General features: G+C 63.7%; 15 protein-coding genes. 6 read left to right on the forward strand and 9 right to left on the reverse strand.

The window, feature by feature from the left end; genetic code table 11:
- Nucleotides 1-6 precede the first annotated feature (6 nt).
- The 8 genes from Q2941_RS35570 to Q2941_RS35605 all read right to left on the reverse strand — a co-directional run bounded on the left by Q2941_RS35570 (nucleotide 7) and on the right by Q2941_RS35605 (nucleotide 9,440).
- Nucleotides 7-1,524: a hypothetical protein gene (locus tag Q2941_RS35570; protein WP_458195376.1), complete on the reverse strand. Its 1,518-nt coding sequence runs from the start codon at nucleotides 1,522-1,524 to the stop codon at nucleotides 7-9.
- A gap of 64 nt (nucleotides 1,525-1,588) precedes the next feature.
- Entirely contained in the window at nucleotides 1,589-2,914 is a 1,326-nt protein-coding gene (locus tag Q2941_RS35575) for a lipopolysaccharide biosynthesis protein (protein ID WP_458195377.1), read from the reverse strand.
- A 61-nt stretch (nucleotides 2,915-2,975) separates the two neighbouring features.
- A complete protein-coding gene (locus Q2941_RS35580; protein WP_458195378.1) occupies nucleotides 2,976-4,364 on the reverse strand; it encodes a hypothetical protein in 1,389 nt (462 codons plus the stop codon).
- Nucleotides 4,364-5,587 carry a LegC family aminotransferase gene (locus Q2941_RS35585; RefSeq protein ID WP_458195379.1) on the reverse strand — a complete coding sequence of 408 codons (1,224 nt, stop codon included), beginning with the start codon at nucleotides 5,585-5,587 and terminating at the stop codon, nucleotides 4,364-4,366. Before Q2941_RS35585 ends, Q2941_RS35580 begins: the two co-directional genes overlap by 1 nt.
- Before the next feature lie 11 nt (nucleotides 5,588-5,598).
- Nucleotides 5,599-6,597: an NAD-dependent 4,6-dehydratase LegB gene (locus Q2941_RS35590; RefSeq protein WP_458195380.1), complete on the reverse strand. Its 999-nt coding sequence runs from the start codon at nucleotides 6,595-6,597 to the stop codon at nucleotides 5,599-5,601.
- A gap of 213 nt (nucleotides 6,598-6,810) precedes the next feature.
- Nucleotides 6,811-7,911: a DegT/DnrJ/EryC1/StrS family aminotransferase gene (locus Q2941_RS35595; RefSeq protein WP_458195381.1), complete on the reverse strand. Its 1,101-nt coding sequence runs from the start codon at nucleotides 7,909-7,911 to the stop codon at nucleotides 6,811-6,813.
- Between the two features lie 3 nt (nucleotides 7,912-7,914).
- Nucleotides 7,915-8,382 (reverse strand): acyltransferase, encoded by a 468-nt coding sequence (locus Q2941_RS35600; RefSeq protein ID WP_458195382.1) that lies wholly within the window; start codon nucleotides 8,380-8,382, stop codon nucleotides 7,915-7,917.
- Complete coding sequence (locus tag Q2941_RS35605; RefSeq protein ID WP_458195383.1) at nucleotides 8,379-9,440, reverse strand: Gfo/Idh/MocA family protein; 1,062 nt, start codon at nucleotides 9,438-9,440, stop codon at nucleotides 8,379-8,381. Before Q2941_RS35605 ends, Q2941_RS35600 begins: the two co-directional genes overlap by 4 nt.
- Before the next feature lie 178 nt (nucleotides 9,441-9,618).
- On the opposite strand from Q2941_RS35605, the gene Q2941_RS35610 reads away from it, so the two are divergent.
- The 6 genes from Q2941_RS35610 (at nucleotide 9,619) to Q2941_RS35635 (ending at nucleotide 15,785) form a co-directional block, all read left to right on the forward strand.
- Nucleotides 9,619-10,944 carry a hypothetical protein gene (locus Q2941_RS35610; RefSeq protein WP_458195384.1) on the forward strand — a complete coding sequence of 442 codons (1,326 nt, stop codon included), beginning with the start codon at nucleotides 9,619-9,621 and terminating at the stop codon, nucleotides 10,942-10,944.
- Nucleotides 10,945-10,948: 4 nt separating this feature from the next.
- On the forward strand, nucleotides 10,949-12,127 hold the full coding sequence (locus tag Q2941_RS35615; protein WP_458195385.1) for a CgeB family protein: 1,179 nt from the start codon (nucleotides 10,949-10,951) through the stop codon (nucleotides 12,125-12,127).
- Nucleotides 12,128-12,248: 121 nt separating this feature from the next.
- Nucleotides 12,249-12,695, forward strand: a complete 447-nt coding sequence (locus Q2941_RS35620; protein ID WP_458195386.1) for a cupin domain-containing protein — start codon at nucleotides 12,249-12,251, stop codon at nucleotides 12,693-12,695.
- Nucleotides 12,696-12,718: 23 nt separating this feature from the next.
- A complete protein-coding gene (locus Q2941_RS35625) occupies nucleotides 12,719-13,813 on the forward strand; it encodes a DegT/DnrJ/EryC1/StrS family aminotransferase (protein WP_458195387.1) in 1,095 nt (364 codons plus the stop codon).
- Nucleotides 13,810-14,577, forward strand: coding sequence for a class I SAM-dependent DNA methyltransferase (locus Q2941_RS35630; RefSeq protein WP_458195388.1), 768 nt, complete (start codon nucleotides 13,810-13,812; stop codon nucleotides 14,575-14,577). Before Q2941_RS35625 ends, Q2941_RS35630 begins: the two co-directional genes overlap by 4 nt.
- Nucleotides 14,574-15,785, forward strand: coding sequence for a glycosyltransferase (locus tag Q2941_RS35635; protein ID WP_458195389.1), 1,212 nt, complete (start codon nucleotides 14,574-14,576; stop codon nucleotides 15,783-15,785). The genes Q2941_RS35630 and Q2941_RS35635 overlap by 4 nt, the downstream gene beginning before the upstream one ends.
- A gap of 43 nt (nucleotides 15,786-15,828) precedes the next feature.
- Here the strand turns inward: Q2941_RS35635 and Q2941_RS35640 are convergent, their stop codons facing one another.
- The gene (locus tag Q2941_RS35640; RefSeq protein ID WP_458195390.1) at nucleotides 15,829-17,409 is read right to left on the reverse strand and encodes an MATE family efflux transporter; all 1,581 of its coding nucleotides are present in this window, start codon (nucleotides 17,407-17,409) and stop codon (nucleotides 15,829-15,831) included.
- Nucleotides 17,410-17,418: the final 9 nt, after the last annotated feature.

Here is a 17,418-nt window from a genome sequence, read left to right on the forward strand (position 1 = left end):
GGCGTCTCATGTTGCCGGCGCATCCAGCGCACGCTTGGACTTCCACGGCCGGAACATTGACGATGAATTGCTCACGTCGACGGCGATGCCGGTGACAATAATCGACAGCAGAACCAGGGCCGAATTCGCAATCCCCAGGGGGCCCTGAATCGGGCTCAACAAGATTGTCGCGAGCGTAAATGAGAGCACAAGGCTCGGCGTGATCCGGTCAGTCCGCCTAGCGCCAAACGCGCTCCAACCCGCCGCGAGTCCCCAAAGAAAAATATAGAGGACAGCTCCAAGGGCTCCAAAATCAATGTAAGCCGCCCCCCACACAGACGGGAAGAATCCGTAAATCTCCGCGTCATTCAACTGCGCCTTCACGGAGGCAAGGAGTTGATTCTGCGGAAAAAAGACACGCAAAATGGGCGACAGAACTCCGATTTCATACACCCCGTAAAGGGGCGAAAGGTTCGACTGAGCTTGCCACGTAAGGTCGAGAATGCGAACACCATGCGTCAGGTAGAACCAGGAACTGAGCAGGCCCAATGCCGCCCGCTCCGAAAGGTAGCCTGCTTGAATTGCGGATAGCACATAGTGGCGCGGCCTCACGCGCCATGCTTCTTCCATAATCACCAGAACTGACGACGAAAGCGCCTCCGTCGGCTTTGAGGCATTGCTCTCTTGTTGCGCAGCCAGCCGATCCTGGATCTGAGCACTGAGATCTGCAGCACTTATTGCCTCCGCAGATCGACCGACCTTGCTGAGAGTGCCCGAGTCGATTTTGGCGGTGAGCTCCCGGATCAATCCGCTCATCTGAACGCAGAAGTTTTGCCGGCGCGCCCAAATCGCATTCGAGTAGAGGGCGAACAGCAAAATGGCGACAATTGACTTGAGGAGGAGCCGATGTCCTCGAGGGAACATTGGACGCCCGCTACCGAGACGAACCAAGCCAGCAGCGCAGCCGAGTGAAATAAGAAACAAAATCGGCATTCGGCCTGAATAGAGAACCGCATAGCCAATTGGCGACGCAATGGAAAGTTGCCCCAGAATGGCCGGCCACCCCTTTATCTCCTCGCCACGAAGGTGAAAGAGCGTCAGGGACACGAAGCCAAACGAAAACATGAGATAGCCGATATAGAGCAGCGGGCCACGCTTTATCTCAAGCACCTCCACCAAGGCCGGCGCGCATCGAAGCAACTCCGAATATCCGCTATTGCTGACACCGCTAAGTATGGTGCGATCGACAGCAATCATTGCAATTCCTGTCACGCCAACGATTGCAGTCGAAGAAACTGCGATGTCAAGCGCCCTGGTTTTCGTCGGTTTGATCGACCCGGAACCAAAGGACAGCTCGGCCGTCCGAACACCGACTCCATATGCAACGATGAACAGTGCAATTCCAACCAGCAGGATCACCAACACCGGCTTGGAGGGTTGCAGCGGATACTCGATCGGTCCGACGACAATGCCGATCAAGATCGCGCACCACACCAGGATGAGCAGGAGCGGAGGCGACGATAGAGAACGGTAGATGGCTGACATTGATCTTTATCGCTAGGCCCGGGAACCGATCGACGCTTCAACCGCAGCAAGCGCCGCCACATCGTCAAGGGTAGAGCATGTCCGGATCGGTGGGAAGACCGACCGAATCCGGCGCGCCGGATTTCTTGCGTTTCTCCCGCATTCCGTGGACAGCAAAACCTGCCAACGACAAAAACAGCACGGCACTGGCGATGCCGCCGGCCAGCGCCGCACCGTAGATGTCGAGCCGGGGAACCAGCAGCAGGTTGAGCAACGTCGACACCACGGCCGCGCCAAGATTGCAAATCAAGAGATGATTGTCCGAGCGCGCCGCATAGAGCGCGTAGGACGGAACATCGGCCAGCATGCGCAGGAAGATTCCCGGCAGCATTGCATAGAACACCCCGATCCCCGCCCCATAGGCGGACAGCCCGAGCGCAGCCAGCATGGGCGCCATGGCGAGGCTCGAGATGATCATCGTTCCGGACGCCAGCGCCAGCATTGACCACAAGAACGAGCGCAGCGCCGCGCGAAAAGCGTCCGGGCCTGCAGCGTGTCCCGCGATCACCTTTGGAAGGAACTGATGCGACACTGACCCGCCGAGCGACAACAAGCCGATCAGGATCGTCGAATAGAATGTGTAGACGCCGAGCGCGTCGCGTCCGACGAACGCATCGATGACGAAGCGGTCGACATAGGAAATGACCAGCGCGCCCGCTGCCGTCAGCATGAAGGGACGTGCGGTCCACAGGCCCTCGCGGATGTTCTTGAGGTCCGGCCGGTAGCCCCTGATCTCGTGCCAGGGCAGCTCGGAGAGCGAGAATGCGGAAAAGGCGATCGACAGCACGCCGCCTAACGCCCACCAAACCAGCACGGTCTCTAGCGTCCGCATCGACGGCGCCGCGAACATCAGCACGGCGATCGCGTACACCCAGATCCCGCCGCGCAGGAACACGCCGATATAGGCACGCACCGGCCGCCAGGTGATGATCAGGATCCGCGTCGCCTCCAGCGAGACATGTTCGGTGACAAGGATCACGATGAACCACGGTGCAAGACGCGCCGGAAAGGAGCCTGTTGCGATTGCACCGGCCACCACGATCCCGATCGCTGCCAGCGCCACGGCCCCAAGCGCCATCTGGTCCGCAATGATGCGCGCGCGCCGCTCGGGCATCGCCGGTACCAGTTCGCGCAGCGTGTAGGAATAGAACTCCAGCCCGACCGCGAGCAGCGCGAAGGCCAGCGCCGCGGTCAAGAGGCCGTATTGCCCCACTTCGGCCGGCGACAGCATGCGCGCCAGAAGGAGCGACAGCAGGAAGCGGCTCGCCAACGTCAGCGCGCGCAGGACTAGCGCCGCGACCGTGCCGGCGACGGCCGGTCGTGTCACGAGGTCAAGCAGACGAGATCGCATCGTGCTGTTCCATCACTGCCGGCCCTCGACATCGGTTGCAGGCGCGCTCCCCACGGATCCGTCAGGCGGCGGTTCTGCAGAACTTCAGGAATCGCGGCAGGTGCGCGTTCAGCGAACACGCCAGCGGCTCGACCGACGCACGCAAGGCCTCGTTCTCTGGATCGAACTTGCGCCAGCCGAAATAGTCGCCCTCGACGCTGATCGACGCCAGGTGCCGCATGATCGCGCGGCGTGTTGTGTCGAGGTCGCCAGGGGATTGCCATCGCGCGAGCCGCTCGGCGATGTCGTCGACCTCGCTGGTGTCGCGGACGTGTAAAAAGTGCTGCTCGGTTGCGTAATACGGCTCGGTCGCGACCGAACACAGCCCGGCAAGCGCCGCCTGGAAGCCGATGGTGCCGGTGAACGTCACCGACACCGCACACTTTCCGATCAGCAGATTCGCCGGCACGTCGTAAGGGACCAGTACCACGGACGGCAGCTTCGCCAGACGTTCGAACAGCTCGCGCTGGCGGAAGCCGAACTGCAGCGGATGGTCCTTGACGAAGATGCGGTAGCCGGCGCGGCCAAGCGCCTCGCAATACTGCACCACGACGTCGTCATGCGCGAGCATGCCTTGCGACTCGAGCCAGTAATCCATCGAGGCCTCGGGGAAGAGCTGAAGCCCGAGGAATACCCGCCGCTCGCTTGGCACTTCGGCGAGTCGCTTGTCCCAGCCATGGTCGAGCAGCTTGAGGACGACCACGTCGCGCATGCGCACCTTGTGCTTCAGCCGCTTCAGCGCGTCGAGATAGTGACAGTTGTAGCGGTCGCGCTTGAGGAAGCGCCAGACATTGAAGAAGGCGCCGCGCAGCGCGTAATAGCCAAAAATACGCCAGAACTTTGCCAGGGAAAAACGCTTGGCGTCGCGGACATAGGCCGGCGCGAAATCTTCCCTGCAGAGCTGGCCGACCGCCGCATCGATATCCTCCCTGGAGGGCTCGCGCAGCCAGACAGGCCGCCCGCGCCGCAAGAGCATCACCTGATCGGGGATGATCGAGGTCGTCATCTCCAGAAAGTCGATGCCGCGCCGCCGTGCAATGCGCTCCATGACATCCATGACATAGCGGTCGATGGTGAAGGTCATGACGAGATCGGGGCCAAGCTTGTCGAAAGCCTGCTCGATCGCCTGCGTCATGCCGCCAATCATCTTGAGCGCGAGATCGCGATCGATGCTCCTGAGCACGCGGCAGCGCTGGATGATGTCGGCGCATCCATCCGTGCCGAACCGGTCGAGCGCCGCAGCGGCCGCGCCGCCCCGGTCGACGAAGCGATAGAAGTCATCGACCAGCGAATAGTCACCGTCATCGCGCAGGTCGCTGAGCACGATCGCGTCGGCAAACTCCATGCGCGAGGCCAGGTATTTCCACCAGGCGGTCGTGCTGTGAATAGTGAAGAAAATGATCCGGGGCATCAGCTCTGGTTCGCGCCTTGGGCGGCTCCGGCGAGGAAGGGACTGCTCGGCAGGTTGATGCAGCGCGTATTCATGTCCTCGGCGACGGGCAGCGAGGCGCGGGGGCAGTCGCGGTACATCGGCAAGAGGTGCATCGGCGTCCACAGCGGGCGGGCGCGAATACCATGGCCGTGAAGGGCTTCAAGCAGACGGTCGCGTTCGGAAGCGTATTCGCGGTCGAGCACGAGCGTGTTGAGCCAATAGTTGCTCTCTGAGCCCTTCGGCTCGCGATAGATGCGCGCCCAGGGGAAGTCGCTGAAGGCGTCGAGATAGCGCTGGGCGAGCACGCGCTTGGCCTCGACCATCCCGGCCAGCCGCTCCATCTGTGCGCAACCGAGCGCGGCGTTGATGTTGGGCAGGCGGTAGTTGTAGGCGACCTCGTCGTGCTCGAACGCCCAGGCGTGCGCCTTCTTCGCCGTCGAGGTGAAGTGCCGGGCGTGGCAGGCATGCGCCTCATCGTCGGTCACGATCATGCCGCCGCCGCCAGTGGTGATGATCTTGTTGCCGTTAAAGCTCAGCACCGCGGAATGGCCGAAGGTGCCGCAGCCCTTGCCGTTCAGGCGCGAGCCGAGCGATTCGGTCGCATCCTCGACGATCACGAGGTCGTAGCGGGCGGCAACCGCGCCGAGCGCGGCCATGTCGACGGGATGTCCGAAGATATGCACGGGAACCACGGCGCGAAGGCGGCGGCCGGTGTGCTTGTTCACCCAGGCTCCGCTCTGCCGCACCGCGATTGCGTCCAAATGCGCCTCGAGCGCACGCGGATCGAGCCCCAGCGTGTCCCAGGTCGAATCGACGAAGTGCGGCACGGCGCCGGCATGGCTCACGGCGTTGGCGGTGGCCACGAAGGTGATCGAGGGCAACAGCACCTCGTCGTTCGCTTCGACACCCTCGAGCACCAATGCCGCATGCAGCGCGGCGGTGCCGTTGACGACGGCAACCGCGTGACGCGATCCGGTCGCTTCCGCCACCATCTCCTCGAAGCGGGTGACGTATTTGCCTGCTGACGACACCCAGTTGGTGTCGATGCAGTCGAGCACCAGTTCGCGCTCGCGAATCCCGAAACGCGGCTCGTGCAGCTCGACGGGGCGCTGCGCCGACCCGAGCACCGCATCGACGGCGTCGAGCACCGGCTTAAGGTCAAGCACGGCGGGACGGTTCTGGCTCGCTTGCGCGGAGGACATGCTCATCTTGCTCACAGCGTGTACGCATTGACGCGATAGCGGGACAGGTTCTCCTGCTTGGTGAACCAGGCGATGGTCTGTTCGAGACCCTTGCGCAGGCCGTCGACGCCACCGAAGCGCGGCGACCAGCCGAGCAGTTTTTGCGCCTTGGCGTTGGAGGCCCAGAGGCGCTCGACTTCGCTGCGCTCGGGTCGCACACGAACGTCGTCATGCTCGATCTCGATCTCCGCTTCCATGAGCTCGGCGATCAGCCGCGCGGTATCGCCGATCGATATCTCGAAGGCGCTCCCGATGTTGATGACCTCGCCGATGCCGGCGTTGGAGTCGAGCGCAGCTAGGAAGCCGCCGACGGTGTCGGCGACGTAGTTGAAGTCGCGCGTCGGATGGATACTGCCGAGCTTGATCTTGCGCGCGCCTGCCGCGATCTGGGTGATGATGGTCGGGATCACCGCGCGGGCCGATTGGCGTGGGCCGTAAGTGTTGAAGGGGCGCACCACCGTCACCGGCGTGCCGAACGAGCGCTCGAACGACAGCGCGAGCTGGTCGGCACCGATCTTGGTCGCGGAATAAGGCGACTGGCCCTGGAGCGGATGTTCCTCAGAGATCGGAACGAATTGCGCCGTGCCGTAGACTTCGCTGGTCGAGGTGTGGATCACCTTCTCAATGCCGAGATCGCGCGCCGCCTGCAGCACATTGAGCGTGCCGCGGATGTTGGCTTCGACATAGGTGTCGGGCGAATGATACGAGTAGGGAATTGCGATCAGCGCGGCGAGGTGCAGGACGGCATCGCAGCCCTTCATGGCGGTGCGCACGCCGTTGGGGTCGCACACATTGCCTGCGAAGACGTCGAATTCCTTGCGGATATCGGGCGGCGAGGAATCGAGCCAGCCGTGCGCGCCCATGCTGTTGTAGTGCACGAAGGCGCGCACCGCGACATTGCGCCGGACCAGCTCTTCCGCAAGGTGCGATCCGATGAATCCGCCCGCCCCCGTCAAAAGTACTTTTCGCAAAGTTCCAGTTCCCCTCTGGCCGGGCCACCCGACCTGCCATGCCGACCTGATATGGCCGCTTCTAAACACTCCAGCCGCTGGAGGCCAGTTTTGAATGAGCTTCGGTCCCATCAATGGATCGGGAACCCTCGGCCCGAAATACAACCGCGCGGGTCCCAGAAGTCTTTGACAAAGATCAATAAATCTCGCGCGAGCCGGGGGCGCTTGCCAGCGCTATGCAAATTCGCGCAGGAGCCGGATCACGCTATCCTGCTGCGCCGGCGTAATTTCGGCGAAGATCGGCAGCGACAGGATGCTGGTCTGATCCCGGTAGGCACGGGGGAACTGCTCGGCCGTATGGCCGAAGCGCTCATAGGCCTGAAGCAGCGGCAGCGCGGTCGGATAGTTGATCGCGGTCTGCACGCCCTTGGCGCTGAGGTGAGCCGCCAGCGCGTCGCGGCGTGGATGCCTGATCGTGTAGAGGTGATAGACGTGATCGCGGCCGGGCGCGATCTGCGGCACGCTCACACCCTCAATCTGATTGAGGCCGGCATCATAGATCGCGGCCGCGCGCTGCCGCGCTTCGGTCCAGGCGTTAAGATGCGGAAGCTTTGCCGACAGAATGGCGGCCTGCATGCCATCGAGCCGACTGTTGATGCCCTCGATCTCGTGCTGATGCTTCACGAGCCCGCCGTGCCGCGCCAGCCTGGTCATATGCGCGGCAAGATCAGCGTCATTGGTGACCACAGCGCCCGCATCGCCCATCGCACCGAGATTCTTGCCCGGATAGAACGAATAGGTCGCCGCCGCGCCAAACGTTCCGACCATCTGCCCCTTGTAGCGCGCCAGATGCGCCTGGGCGCAATCCTCGATCACCCACAATCCGCGCTTGTTCGCGATCGCCATGATCGCTTCCATGTCGGCAGGCTGACCGTAGAGGTGCACCGGAATGATGCCGACGGTGCGCGGCGTGATCGCGGCCTCGATCGCCGCAGGATCGATGGTGAAGGTCACCCCGTCGGTATCGCAGAATTTCACCGTTGCGCCGGAATGGGTGATCATCGCCGAGGTCGAGATCCAGGAATGCGCCGTGGTGATGACCTCGTCGCCCGGCTTCACCTTCAGCGCGGCCATCGCGAGATAGAGCGCATCCGTCCCGTTGGCACAGGAGACGCAATGCCTGACGGACGCAGCTTTGGCGAAGTCGCGCTCGAAAGTATCGACATAGGGACCGCGGATGAAGGCATTGTCGCGGATGACGGCGGCAATCGCCGCGTCGATCTCGCCCTTGATGTTTTGGTACTGGAGCTGGAGATCAGCGAAGGGAACCGCCATCAGTCATTTCCGCAAGGTCAATAGTCGCGCCGGATTGCCGGCATAGGTGCCGGCAACGGTGATATCCTTCGTCACCACCGAGCCCGCGCCGATCACGACGTCGTCGACGATCGTGACCGGCATGATCGTCGCATTCGAGCCGATCGACACCCGGTTGCCGATTTTGGTTTCGCGCCACAATTCCTTCCGTCCCCGTGCCGGACCGCCGCCCGCGAACGTGTCGTTGATGAACATCACGCCATGGCCGATGAAGCAATCCTCACCAACGGTCACGAGTTCGCAGACGAAACTGTGCGATTGCACGCGCGTGCGCGCGCCGATCACGACATCCTTCTGGATCTCGGTGAACGGTCCAATGAAGCAGCCGTCGCCGATCGTGCAGCCGTAGAGATTGCAGGGTTCGACGACCTTGACGCCGGCGCCGAAACTGACGTCGCGGATCCCGATCTGGTGGCGCTCGGGGTCGCTCACGAGGCCACGCCCAGGCGGCTGCGACGGGGCACGAAGCGGAGCGATACCTCCTGCCCCGTCTCGATGGATTCGTAGAGCGCGGAGATCAGCTCCAGGCTCTTGCGGCCCTGCAACCCGTCGACCAGCGCAGCACCGCGGTCGGCGAGACATTCAACGACGTGCTGGTAGTAGGCCTGGTGGCCAAAACCGTAAACGTTCGGCGGGTTGACTGAGAACTTTTCGATGACTTCCTTGTCCGACGGCAGCTCGTTGACGAAGCGCCAATGGCGGATCTGGTTCATGGCGAAGCCGCCAACCTCCACCGTTCCCTTCTCGCCAAGGATCGAGAGCGAGCCTTCGAGATCGACCGGACGCCCGGCGGTCGTCGCCTCGATGATCCCGAGGGCGCCGCTGCGGAACTTCAACGTCGCGACCGCCGTGTCCTCGGTCTCGATCTTCACCAGCGCGGTAGTGCTGCGCGCATGAACGCTGACCACGTCACCGAAGAACCATTCCAGCATGTCGATGTGGTGGCTCGCCTGATTGGTGAGCACGCCGCCGTCCTGGGCCCAGGTGCCGCGCCACGCGTCCTGATCGTAATAGGCCTGATCCCGGCACCAGCGCACGCGGACCGTGCCGAGCACAAGCTTGCCGAACCGGCCGGCATCGAGCGCCTCGCGCGCCTTGACGATCGGCACGTTGAAGCGGTTCTGCTTGACGACGAAGAGCTTTACGCCTGCCTCGTCGCAGGCGCGGATCATGTCGTCGGCGTCCTGCAGTCGCAGCGCCATCGGCTTTTCGACTACCACATGCTTGCCCGCCCGCGCGCAGGCGATCGCATGCTGCGGATGCAGCCCGCTCGGCGTCAGCACCGCGATGGCGTCGATATCGTCGCGCGCGAGCATTTCATCGAGATCGCCATGCGCTGATACGTTGAACTTCGCGGCGATCGCATCCGCCCGCGCGCGATCGGAGTCGCACACCGCAACGAGGCCCGCGCCTTCGATATGGTTGCCACCCAAAAGGTCGGAATGGCGCTTGGCGATGCGCCCGCACCCGAGCAGGCCGAACCTGATCATGAGACCTCGATCTTCTTTGGAGGCGGGCTCGAAACGTGAGGTTCTGAGCCTACCGGTCGGGTTGACCTATATTAACAAAAGCCTGAACGAATCAAGGCTTTAGACCCGTGCATATCCCCCCTTCGGGCACGTTTCGGACATTGTGCGCACCCTTCGGATGGGATATTCGAACCGCCACATGGCCCCCCCTATAGACATCATGGATTGCGAGGCAGACAGGCTTCGCTTTCTCAGCAACGATCGCGGCGTGGCGCTGCTCATCCTGGGCCATCTCGCCTTGGGCTGCATCTCGCTGGCCTGCATCGCGCTGGTCTATCCCGAGTACCATATCTTCTTCCGCAAGGAGGCGCTGCCCGCGGCGGTCGCAACGGTTGCCGCGTTCGCCGTCGTGATGGTCCTGTTCGCCCGCGCCCGCTTCAGCTTCGGCTATTTCGTCGGCTACTACCTTTTCGTCATGATCGCCGGCTATCTCTGGCTCAACAGCTTCTCCGAGTTCGGCTACAACCATCGCCTCAGCGGCCTCTCGGCGGCGGCGTCCGCGGTCGCGTTCCTGCTGCCGGCGCTCTACCAGCCGACCCTGCCGCGATTGCTGACACTGTCGCCGCAGGCTTTCGAGCGGCTCCTGGCCCTCATCGTGCTGATCGGCGCCGCCGTCGCCATCGTCGGCGCCTACTACAATTTCCGGCTGATCGCGCTCGAGGACATCTACAGATATCGCGATTCCCTTACCGCACCAACGCTCGTGAACTATTCGGTCGGGATCACGATGACTGCGCTGCTGCCGTTCGCGTTCGCGTGCTACGCACTTGACGGCCGCTACTGGCGGGCCGGCGCCATCCTCGTCCTGCTGATGCTGTTCTATCCCGTCACGTTGAGCAAGCAGGCCTTCTTCGCCCCGGCCTGGCTCGCCCTCATGCTTGTCGTGACGCGGTTCCTGGATCTGCGGCCCACCGTCATCCTTTCCATGCTGGTGCCGACCGCAGCCGGCGTGATCCTATTTGCCCTGTACCAGCGCGGTCTGTTTCCCGAGCGGTTTGCGCTGCCCTTTTTCCAGCTCGTGAACCTCCGCATGATGACCATCCCGTCGCTTGCGATGGACTACTACAACGAGTTCTTCTTCGCGCACGATCTGACCCGATTCTGCCAGATCAGCTTTTTGAAGCCGTTGATGCCCTGCGCCTATCAGGAGCCGGTTGCGGTCGTCATCTACAAGTCGTTCGGCATCGGCGGCTACATGAATGCGTCGCTCTTCGCTACCGAAGGCGTGGCTTCGGTCGGCCCGCTGTTTGCCCCGGTCTCCGCTCTCGTGTGCGGCAGCGTCATCGCCATCGTGAACGGCATGTCCGCCGGCGTGTCCCAGCGTACCATTCTGGTATCCGGAGCGCTGTTGCCGCAGACGCTGCTCAATGTTCCCTTCGCGACGGCGATGCTGACAAACGGGGCGGCTTTTCTGTTTCTCCTGTGGTACGTGATACCGCGCGGCATCCCCGAACAGAAACACTAAGACAGTGCGCGTCCTCATCCTCAACGCCGATTATCCGCGGTTCCTGGCGTGGCTGTACCGCCGCGCGCCCGATCTTGCCGGCGCGCCTTACGCAGTCCAGATGGCGGCGCGCAATGCGAGCCTGTTCGGCGTCGCCGATTTCTACTCGCGCAACTTCGCCGCGGCGGGACATGTCGCCGCCGACATTCACGTCAACAACCCCTGGATGCGGGCGGCCTGGGCGCGCGAGCACGGGCTCGCCGTCGAAGAGCCGCCGGCGCCGGAGATGTCGGTGCAGCGGCAAGCGATCCCCGATTGGCTCCAGCGCACGATCGCGCCGTTCAAGCCCGTCCTCAGGCCGCTAGCACGCAAGCTGGGTCTGAGCCCGCGGCTCGATGCGCAGGCAGAAAGGATCCTGCTGGCGCAGATCGAGGAGTTCAAGCCGGACCTCGTGCTCAACCAGGACGTCTTCCATGTCGATGCGCGCCTCGCGCGACGGATCAAGGGTATCGGCCGCCCGATCCTGATCGGCCAGGTCGGCATCGTCCCCTCGCGCGGCGAGGACTGGTCGGCCTATGGATTGATGATCTCGCAACTCCTCGGGGTCGTTCAGACGTTCCGCAACGCCGGCGTCAGATCCGAAGTGGTTCATCTGGCCTTCGAGCCCGATGTCCTCGGCGCTCTTCCGCCGGCGCCTGAGCGCAGCATCGACATCTCCTTCGTCGGCGCCGTATCGGCGGATCACCAGCAGCGGGTCGCGCAGCTCGAAGCGGTGGCACGGAAATTCGATCTGAAGCTCTACGGCAGCGGACTACACACCCTCCCCGCCTCCTCACCGCTGCATCGCTGCTATCAGGGCGAGGTGTGGGGCGTGGAGATGTATCGGGCGCTGCGCTCGTCCCGCCTCACGCTCAATTCGCATATCGACATGGCCGGACGCGAGGCGGGCAACGCACGCCTGTTTGAGGCGACTGGCGTCGGCACGTTCCTCCTGACCGATTTCAAGGACAATCTTCACACCCTGTTCGACGAAGGCCGCGAAGTCGCCGCCTGGCGCTCGGTCGACGACTGCCTCGCGATGATCGACCGCTATCTCAGGAACGAAGACGAACGTCGCGCAATTGCCGCCGCAGGACAAGTGCGGACGCTTTCGACCCATACGTTCAGGCAGCGGGTCGACGATATTCTCCGCTTCGCCGGTTGAAACCAGCGCCTCACCGCGCGAGCCCCTCCACCCTTGACGGTGAGGATCAAAATAGCCAAAGTGCCGCAGCGTAGGGGACGCTATGTCTCTATGATTCCAGCGTTTTTTGTCGAGGCCCCGGATGGAACACGTCGAACATGTCAGATTCGGCGAGCAGCTCTACGCGATCATCGTTCGCGCCTCTTTTCGCGAGCCGGGCATTACCTTCTTCTCCTCGCCCGAGCTGTCGCAACAGCTCGCCTTCATGAGCCATCCGGAAGGCAAGAGCATTGCACCCCATCGTCATAACAAGGTGACGCGGGAGGTGCATTTTACACAGGAAGTCCTCCTCATCCAGAAGGGCAAGCTTCAGGTCGACTTCTACACCGAGGCCGAGGAATATCTGGAGAGCCGCATGCTCGGCACCGGCGACATCATCCTGCTCTGCAGCGGCGCGCACGGCTTCCACGTCATCGAGCCGCTCGAGATGTTCGAGATCAAGCAAGGCCCGTATGCCGGCGAGAACGACAAGACGCGTTTTCCCGAGGTGCCGGTGTCCGAAACACGGGTCAAGGGGCCGGCCCTGTGACTCCCGCTTTTGTTCCTGTCAACATGCCGCTCCTCGATGGCAACGAGGCCGAGTACCTCGCTGAGTGCATCCGCACCGGATGGATTTCGTCGGAAGGACCGTTCATCAAGCGCTTCGAGGAAGCAATGGCGAGCGCCGCCGGGCGGCGGCACGGCGTTGCCGTCACCAACGGCTCCGTCGCGCTCGACATCGCCGTTCACGCACTGGGGCTCGAACCCGGCGACGAAGTCATCATCCCGACCTTCACCATCATCAGTTGCGCGGCCGCGGTCGTGCGGGCGGGCCTCGTTCCCGTCGCAGTGGATTGCGATCCCGCAACCTGGAACATGACGATCGAAGGCGTGGAGGCAGCGATCACGCCGCGCACGCGCGCGATCATGCTGGTCCACATCTACGGCCTGCCGGTCGATCTCGACCCGATCCTCGAGCTTGCCCGCAACCGCGGCTTCAAGGTGATCGAGGACGCCGCCGAGATGCACGGCCAGACCTATCGCGGTGCGCCCTGCGGCAGCTTCGGCGACGTCTCGACATTTAGCTTCTATCCCAACAAGCACGTCACGACCGGCGAAGGCGGCATGATACTCACCGACGACGATGCTCTTGCCGATCGTCTCGCCAGCCTTCGCAACCTCTGCTTCCAGCCGCAGCAACGATTCATCCATGAGGAGCTCGGCTGGAACGCGCGCATGACCAATTTGCAGGCCGCGCTCGGCGTTGCCCAGGTCGAGCGCCTGCCGCAGACCGTCGAGATCAAGCGCCGCATCGGCCGCCTCTATGACAGCCATCTCGAGAACATCGAGCGCATTCGCCGTCCCGTTCCCCGAACCAACTATGCCGACAACGTTTACTGGGTCTACGGCGTCGTGCTGAACGACGACGTCCCCTTCGACGCCATGGAGGCGATGCGGCGCCTGGCGGAGAAGGGCATCGGCACGCGGCCGTTCTTCTGGTGCATGCACGAGCAACCCGTGCTCCGGCGCATGGGATTCATGCTGAACGAGCAACATCCGATCGCTGAACGGATTGCCCGCCGCGGCTTCTATCTGCCGAGCGGCCTCGCGCTGACCGACGACGAGATCGCGTGGTCCGCGCAGGCGCTGAAGGAGATCCTGGCGTGAGCGTGTTTGCGGACTACGCGCCCTGGTACGACCTCCTGTACCGGGACAAGGATTACGCCGCGGAGGTCGACTTCGTTGAAGCCCGGCTGCGCGACCACGGCATCGCCTCGGGCAAGCTCCTCGATCTCGGCTGCGGCACGGGCGTGCATGCGATCGAATTCGCACGCCGCGGCTGGGACGTCACCGGCGTCGATCTCAGCGCCGACATGATCGCCCGGGCGAACGCGCGCGTCGCGCAGGCCGGGCTCAAAATTCCCTTCCGGCAGGGCGATGCCTGCGAGGCCGGCGCGGAGCGCGGCTGTGACGCGGTCGTGTCGCTGTTTCACGTCGCGAGCTATCAGACGGACCGAGACCGGCTGGAGGCCCTCTTCCACACCGCTCACGCGGCGCTGAAGCCGGGCGGCGTGTTCTTCTTCGACTATTGGTATGGCGGCGCGGTACTGGCGCAGGGCGTCGAGACGCGTGTCAAGGTGATCGAGCAGGCCCCGCTGCGCCTGACAAGGATCGCGCAGTCGGAGCACGACGAGCAGAAGGCAATGGTGCTCGTGAACTACACCCTGTTCTGCGAAGACACGGAGCGCTCGACGATCCGGCGCGTCGACGAGACCCACCGCATGCGCTACTGGTTTCCGTTCGAGGTCGAGGCCTCGCTCAGGAACAGCGGGTTCGAGCCCGCAGGCAGTCGTGCCTGGCTGTCCGGTGCCGCGCCGAACACGAAGGACTGGGCCGCCTATTCGATCGCGAGAAAGGCCGCGCAGCCGTGAAGCGCTATCACGTCGGCATTTTCCTCGAGCTTCCGCTCGACGTCGGCGGCGGTTTCCAGCAGTCGCTCACCGACATCCTGTGGATGCGCGACTGGGCCAAGACCGCCGATATCGACGTCACCGTATTCACGACACTGCCCGACAACGTCGCGATCCTTGCCGACCTCGGCATCAACAGCGTGTATCTGAAGCTCGGCTGGCTCGACCGCCTGTTCCTGTTCCTCAAATATCTGGGACCGTTCGACCTGTTGCAATACGCCATGCGCGTCTGCGCGCCGTTCGAGAAGAAGCTGAGCAGGGCCGGCGCCGACATCGTCTATTTCACCACGACGTCGAACTGGAACCTGGTGCTCTACAAGCTGCCGTTCATCATCACGATCTTCGACGGCTGCTTCCGCGACAGCCCTGAGTTCGACGAGGTGCGCGAGTTCGCCCAGTTCGAGCGACGCGACATCGTGTGGCGCAGCGCCGTCACCAAGGCCGCGGTGGTCATCACCAATGCCGATGAACTGATCGACATGCTGTGCCGGCGCTACGCCATGGAGCGCGACCACGCCGTCTGCATTCCGTTCTCGCCGTCGCTCTACGTGTCGCGATCAGGCACGACCGGCGAGGCCGAGGACGCCGCGATCCTCAAAAAGCACGGCATCGAGCCCGGCTATCTGTTCTATCCGGCGCAATTCTGGTCGCACAAGAACCACGCGACCATCCTGCTTGCGATGCGCCTGCTCAGGGATCAGGGCGAGCGGCACACGCTGGTGCTGTGCGGCTCCGATCCCGGCGCACGCGCCGCGTTCGAGGCGCTGGTTGCGCAGCACGGCCTCGGCGATTCCGTGCGCATGCTCGGTTTCGTCCCCTCCGCGGAGCTCGGCGCCCTCTATCGCAGCGCCAACGCGCTCGTCATGGCCACCTATTTCGGCCCCACCAATCTGCCGCCGCTGGAGGCGTGGGCGGTCGGCACGCCGGTGATCTATCCGGAAGCCTTCAAGGCGCAGGCCGGCGACGCCGCGGTCCTGTTCGACTACGACGATCCCACCTCGCTCGCCAAGGCCCTCGTCAAGGTCGGCTCGGCCGAAGAGCGCACCCGGCTGGCCGTCGCAGGCAAGGAGCGGCTCGCCTATTTCGCCAGGCGGATCGACGAGGGCCATCGTCAGCTCGCCCGGCACCTGATGCGGCTGAGATATCGCCGTTATCCTCAGATCTACTGACTACTGACGTCCGCGGGAGCTGGAAGGGCCGCGGACCGAGTGCCTAGTTCGGCACCGCCGCCAGCACCCGCCCGCGCACGCGCTCAATTAGCAGCGGGCTCGCCGCGATGGCAACAACGACAAGCCAGATCCCGCACTCCGCCAGGAAGCGCAGCAGCCCCGTCCCCGGCACCATGGCGTGGATCGCCAATCCGAGCGCCCATCCGCCGAGCAGGATCGCGACCGTGATCGCGATCAGGACCAGCATGTGACGCATCGGATGCGCGAGCGTCTGGCGCACGATGACGAGCGTCAAGATTCCGAACTGGGTCAGGAGATCGCTCGCCACGATCGCGATCGCGGCGCCGAGCGGGCCGAGCCGGGGGATCAGCAGCGCCGACAGGACCAGGAACGCCATCAGTTGCAGCCCCTTGGTCCGGACCAGAAGCTCGCCGCGATTGCTGTGATTGGCGAACACGAACGCCATCAGCGAGGGCGCGACGACGGCGGAGCCGATCAGCAGCGTGACAGTCAGCGCGGCATCGTTCGGAATGCTGCCATGCGTCCACAGCGCGAAGAAGTCCGGCCAGAACGGCAGCAGCCCGCCGACGATCAGGCTGGCCGTGGCGGTAACGAACAACGATCCATGGGCGTAAAGCCCGCGCAGCCGCACCTTGTCGCCGATCGCATAATCGTGGCCGAGCTCCGCACCGATCGGCAGGGTGATCTGGATGCAGACTCCCCTCACGAAGCTCGATATCACGCGGATCAGGCCCCATTGCGCCACCGCCACGCGGTCGGCGACCATCGCGCTGACCAGCAGCATCGGCGCATTGACGAGCGCGAGCTCGGTCAGATTGGCTACGGCGAACGGTACCGCAAGGCCGAACTGCCCGGCGCTCCACCGCCAGGGCGGAGACGGAGACGCGGCCACGCGGCCGCGCTGCAGGAACGGCAACTGGCGCGGCGCGTCGTAGACGATCAGGAACAGCGCGAACAGGATCTGCGCCGCGACGTAGGCGATCGCGACGGCAAGCAGGCTGCCGAACCAGGCGATCGCGAAGAGTTGCCCGACCTGGCCGAACAGCAGCGCGATAACCTGCGACCACACGGCGCGGCTGTATTTGCCGCGCACGCGGTAGAGGCCGGAGACGATATTGGCCGGCAGCGCGAGCAGCGTGCCGACGGTGATCGCGAGCATCGCGGTGTCGAAAGTCGGCACCGCGTGAAATCCGAGAACTGAAGCGGGCGGAAACAACTTGGTGCCCGCGACGAGCAGCACGCCGAGTCCCACGACGATCCCCAGATAGATCCGCATCATGCGCGCGTAGAAATTCGCCGAACGTCCGTCGTAGTCGATGCAGGACTTGAAGGCGAGAAATCGATTGATGGCGCGAAGTTGCAGGCCGGCATCGGCGACGATGACGAGACTTCCGGCCGCATAGAGCGCAAGCCAGGCCGCAAGCGTGTCGCTGCTCCAGAAGTGCAGGAACGCGGGGATGAGGAGGAGCTGCTGCGTCAGCGCCAGCAGCATCTGCACCAAATTTGCCGACCAGCCGTGGATGAGCCGGTGAAGACGGCCGCTGCCCCCTTCGCGCCTGGGGCCGTCCGTCCTGCCTGGCGCGTCAACTTGCGTATCAGTCAAGCCGCATCC

Source organism: Bradyrhizobium sp. UFLA05-153, from assembly GCF_054185185.1.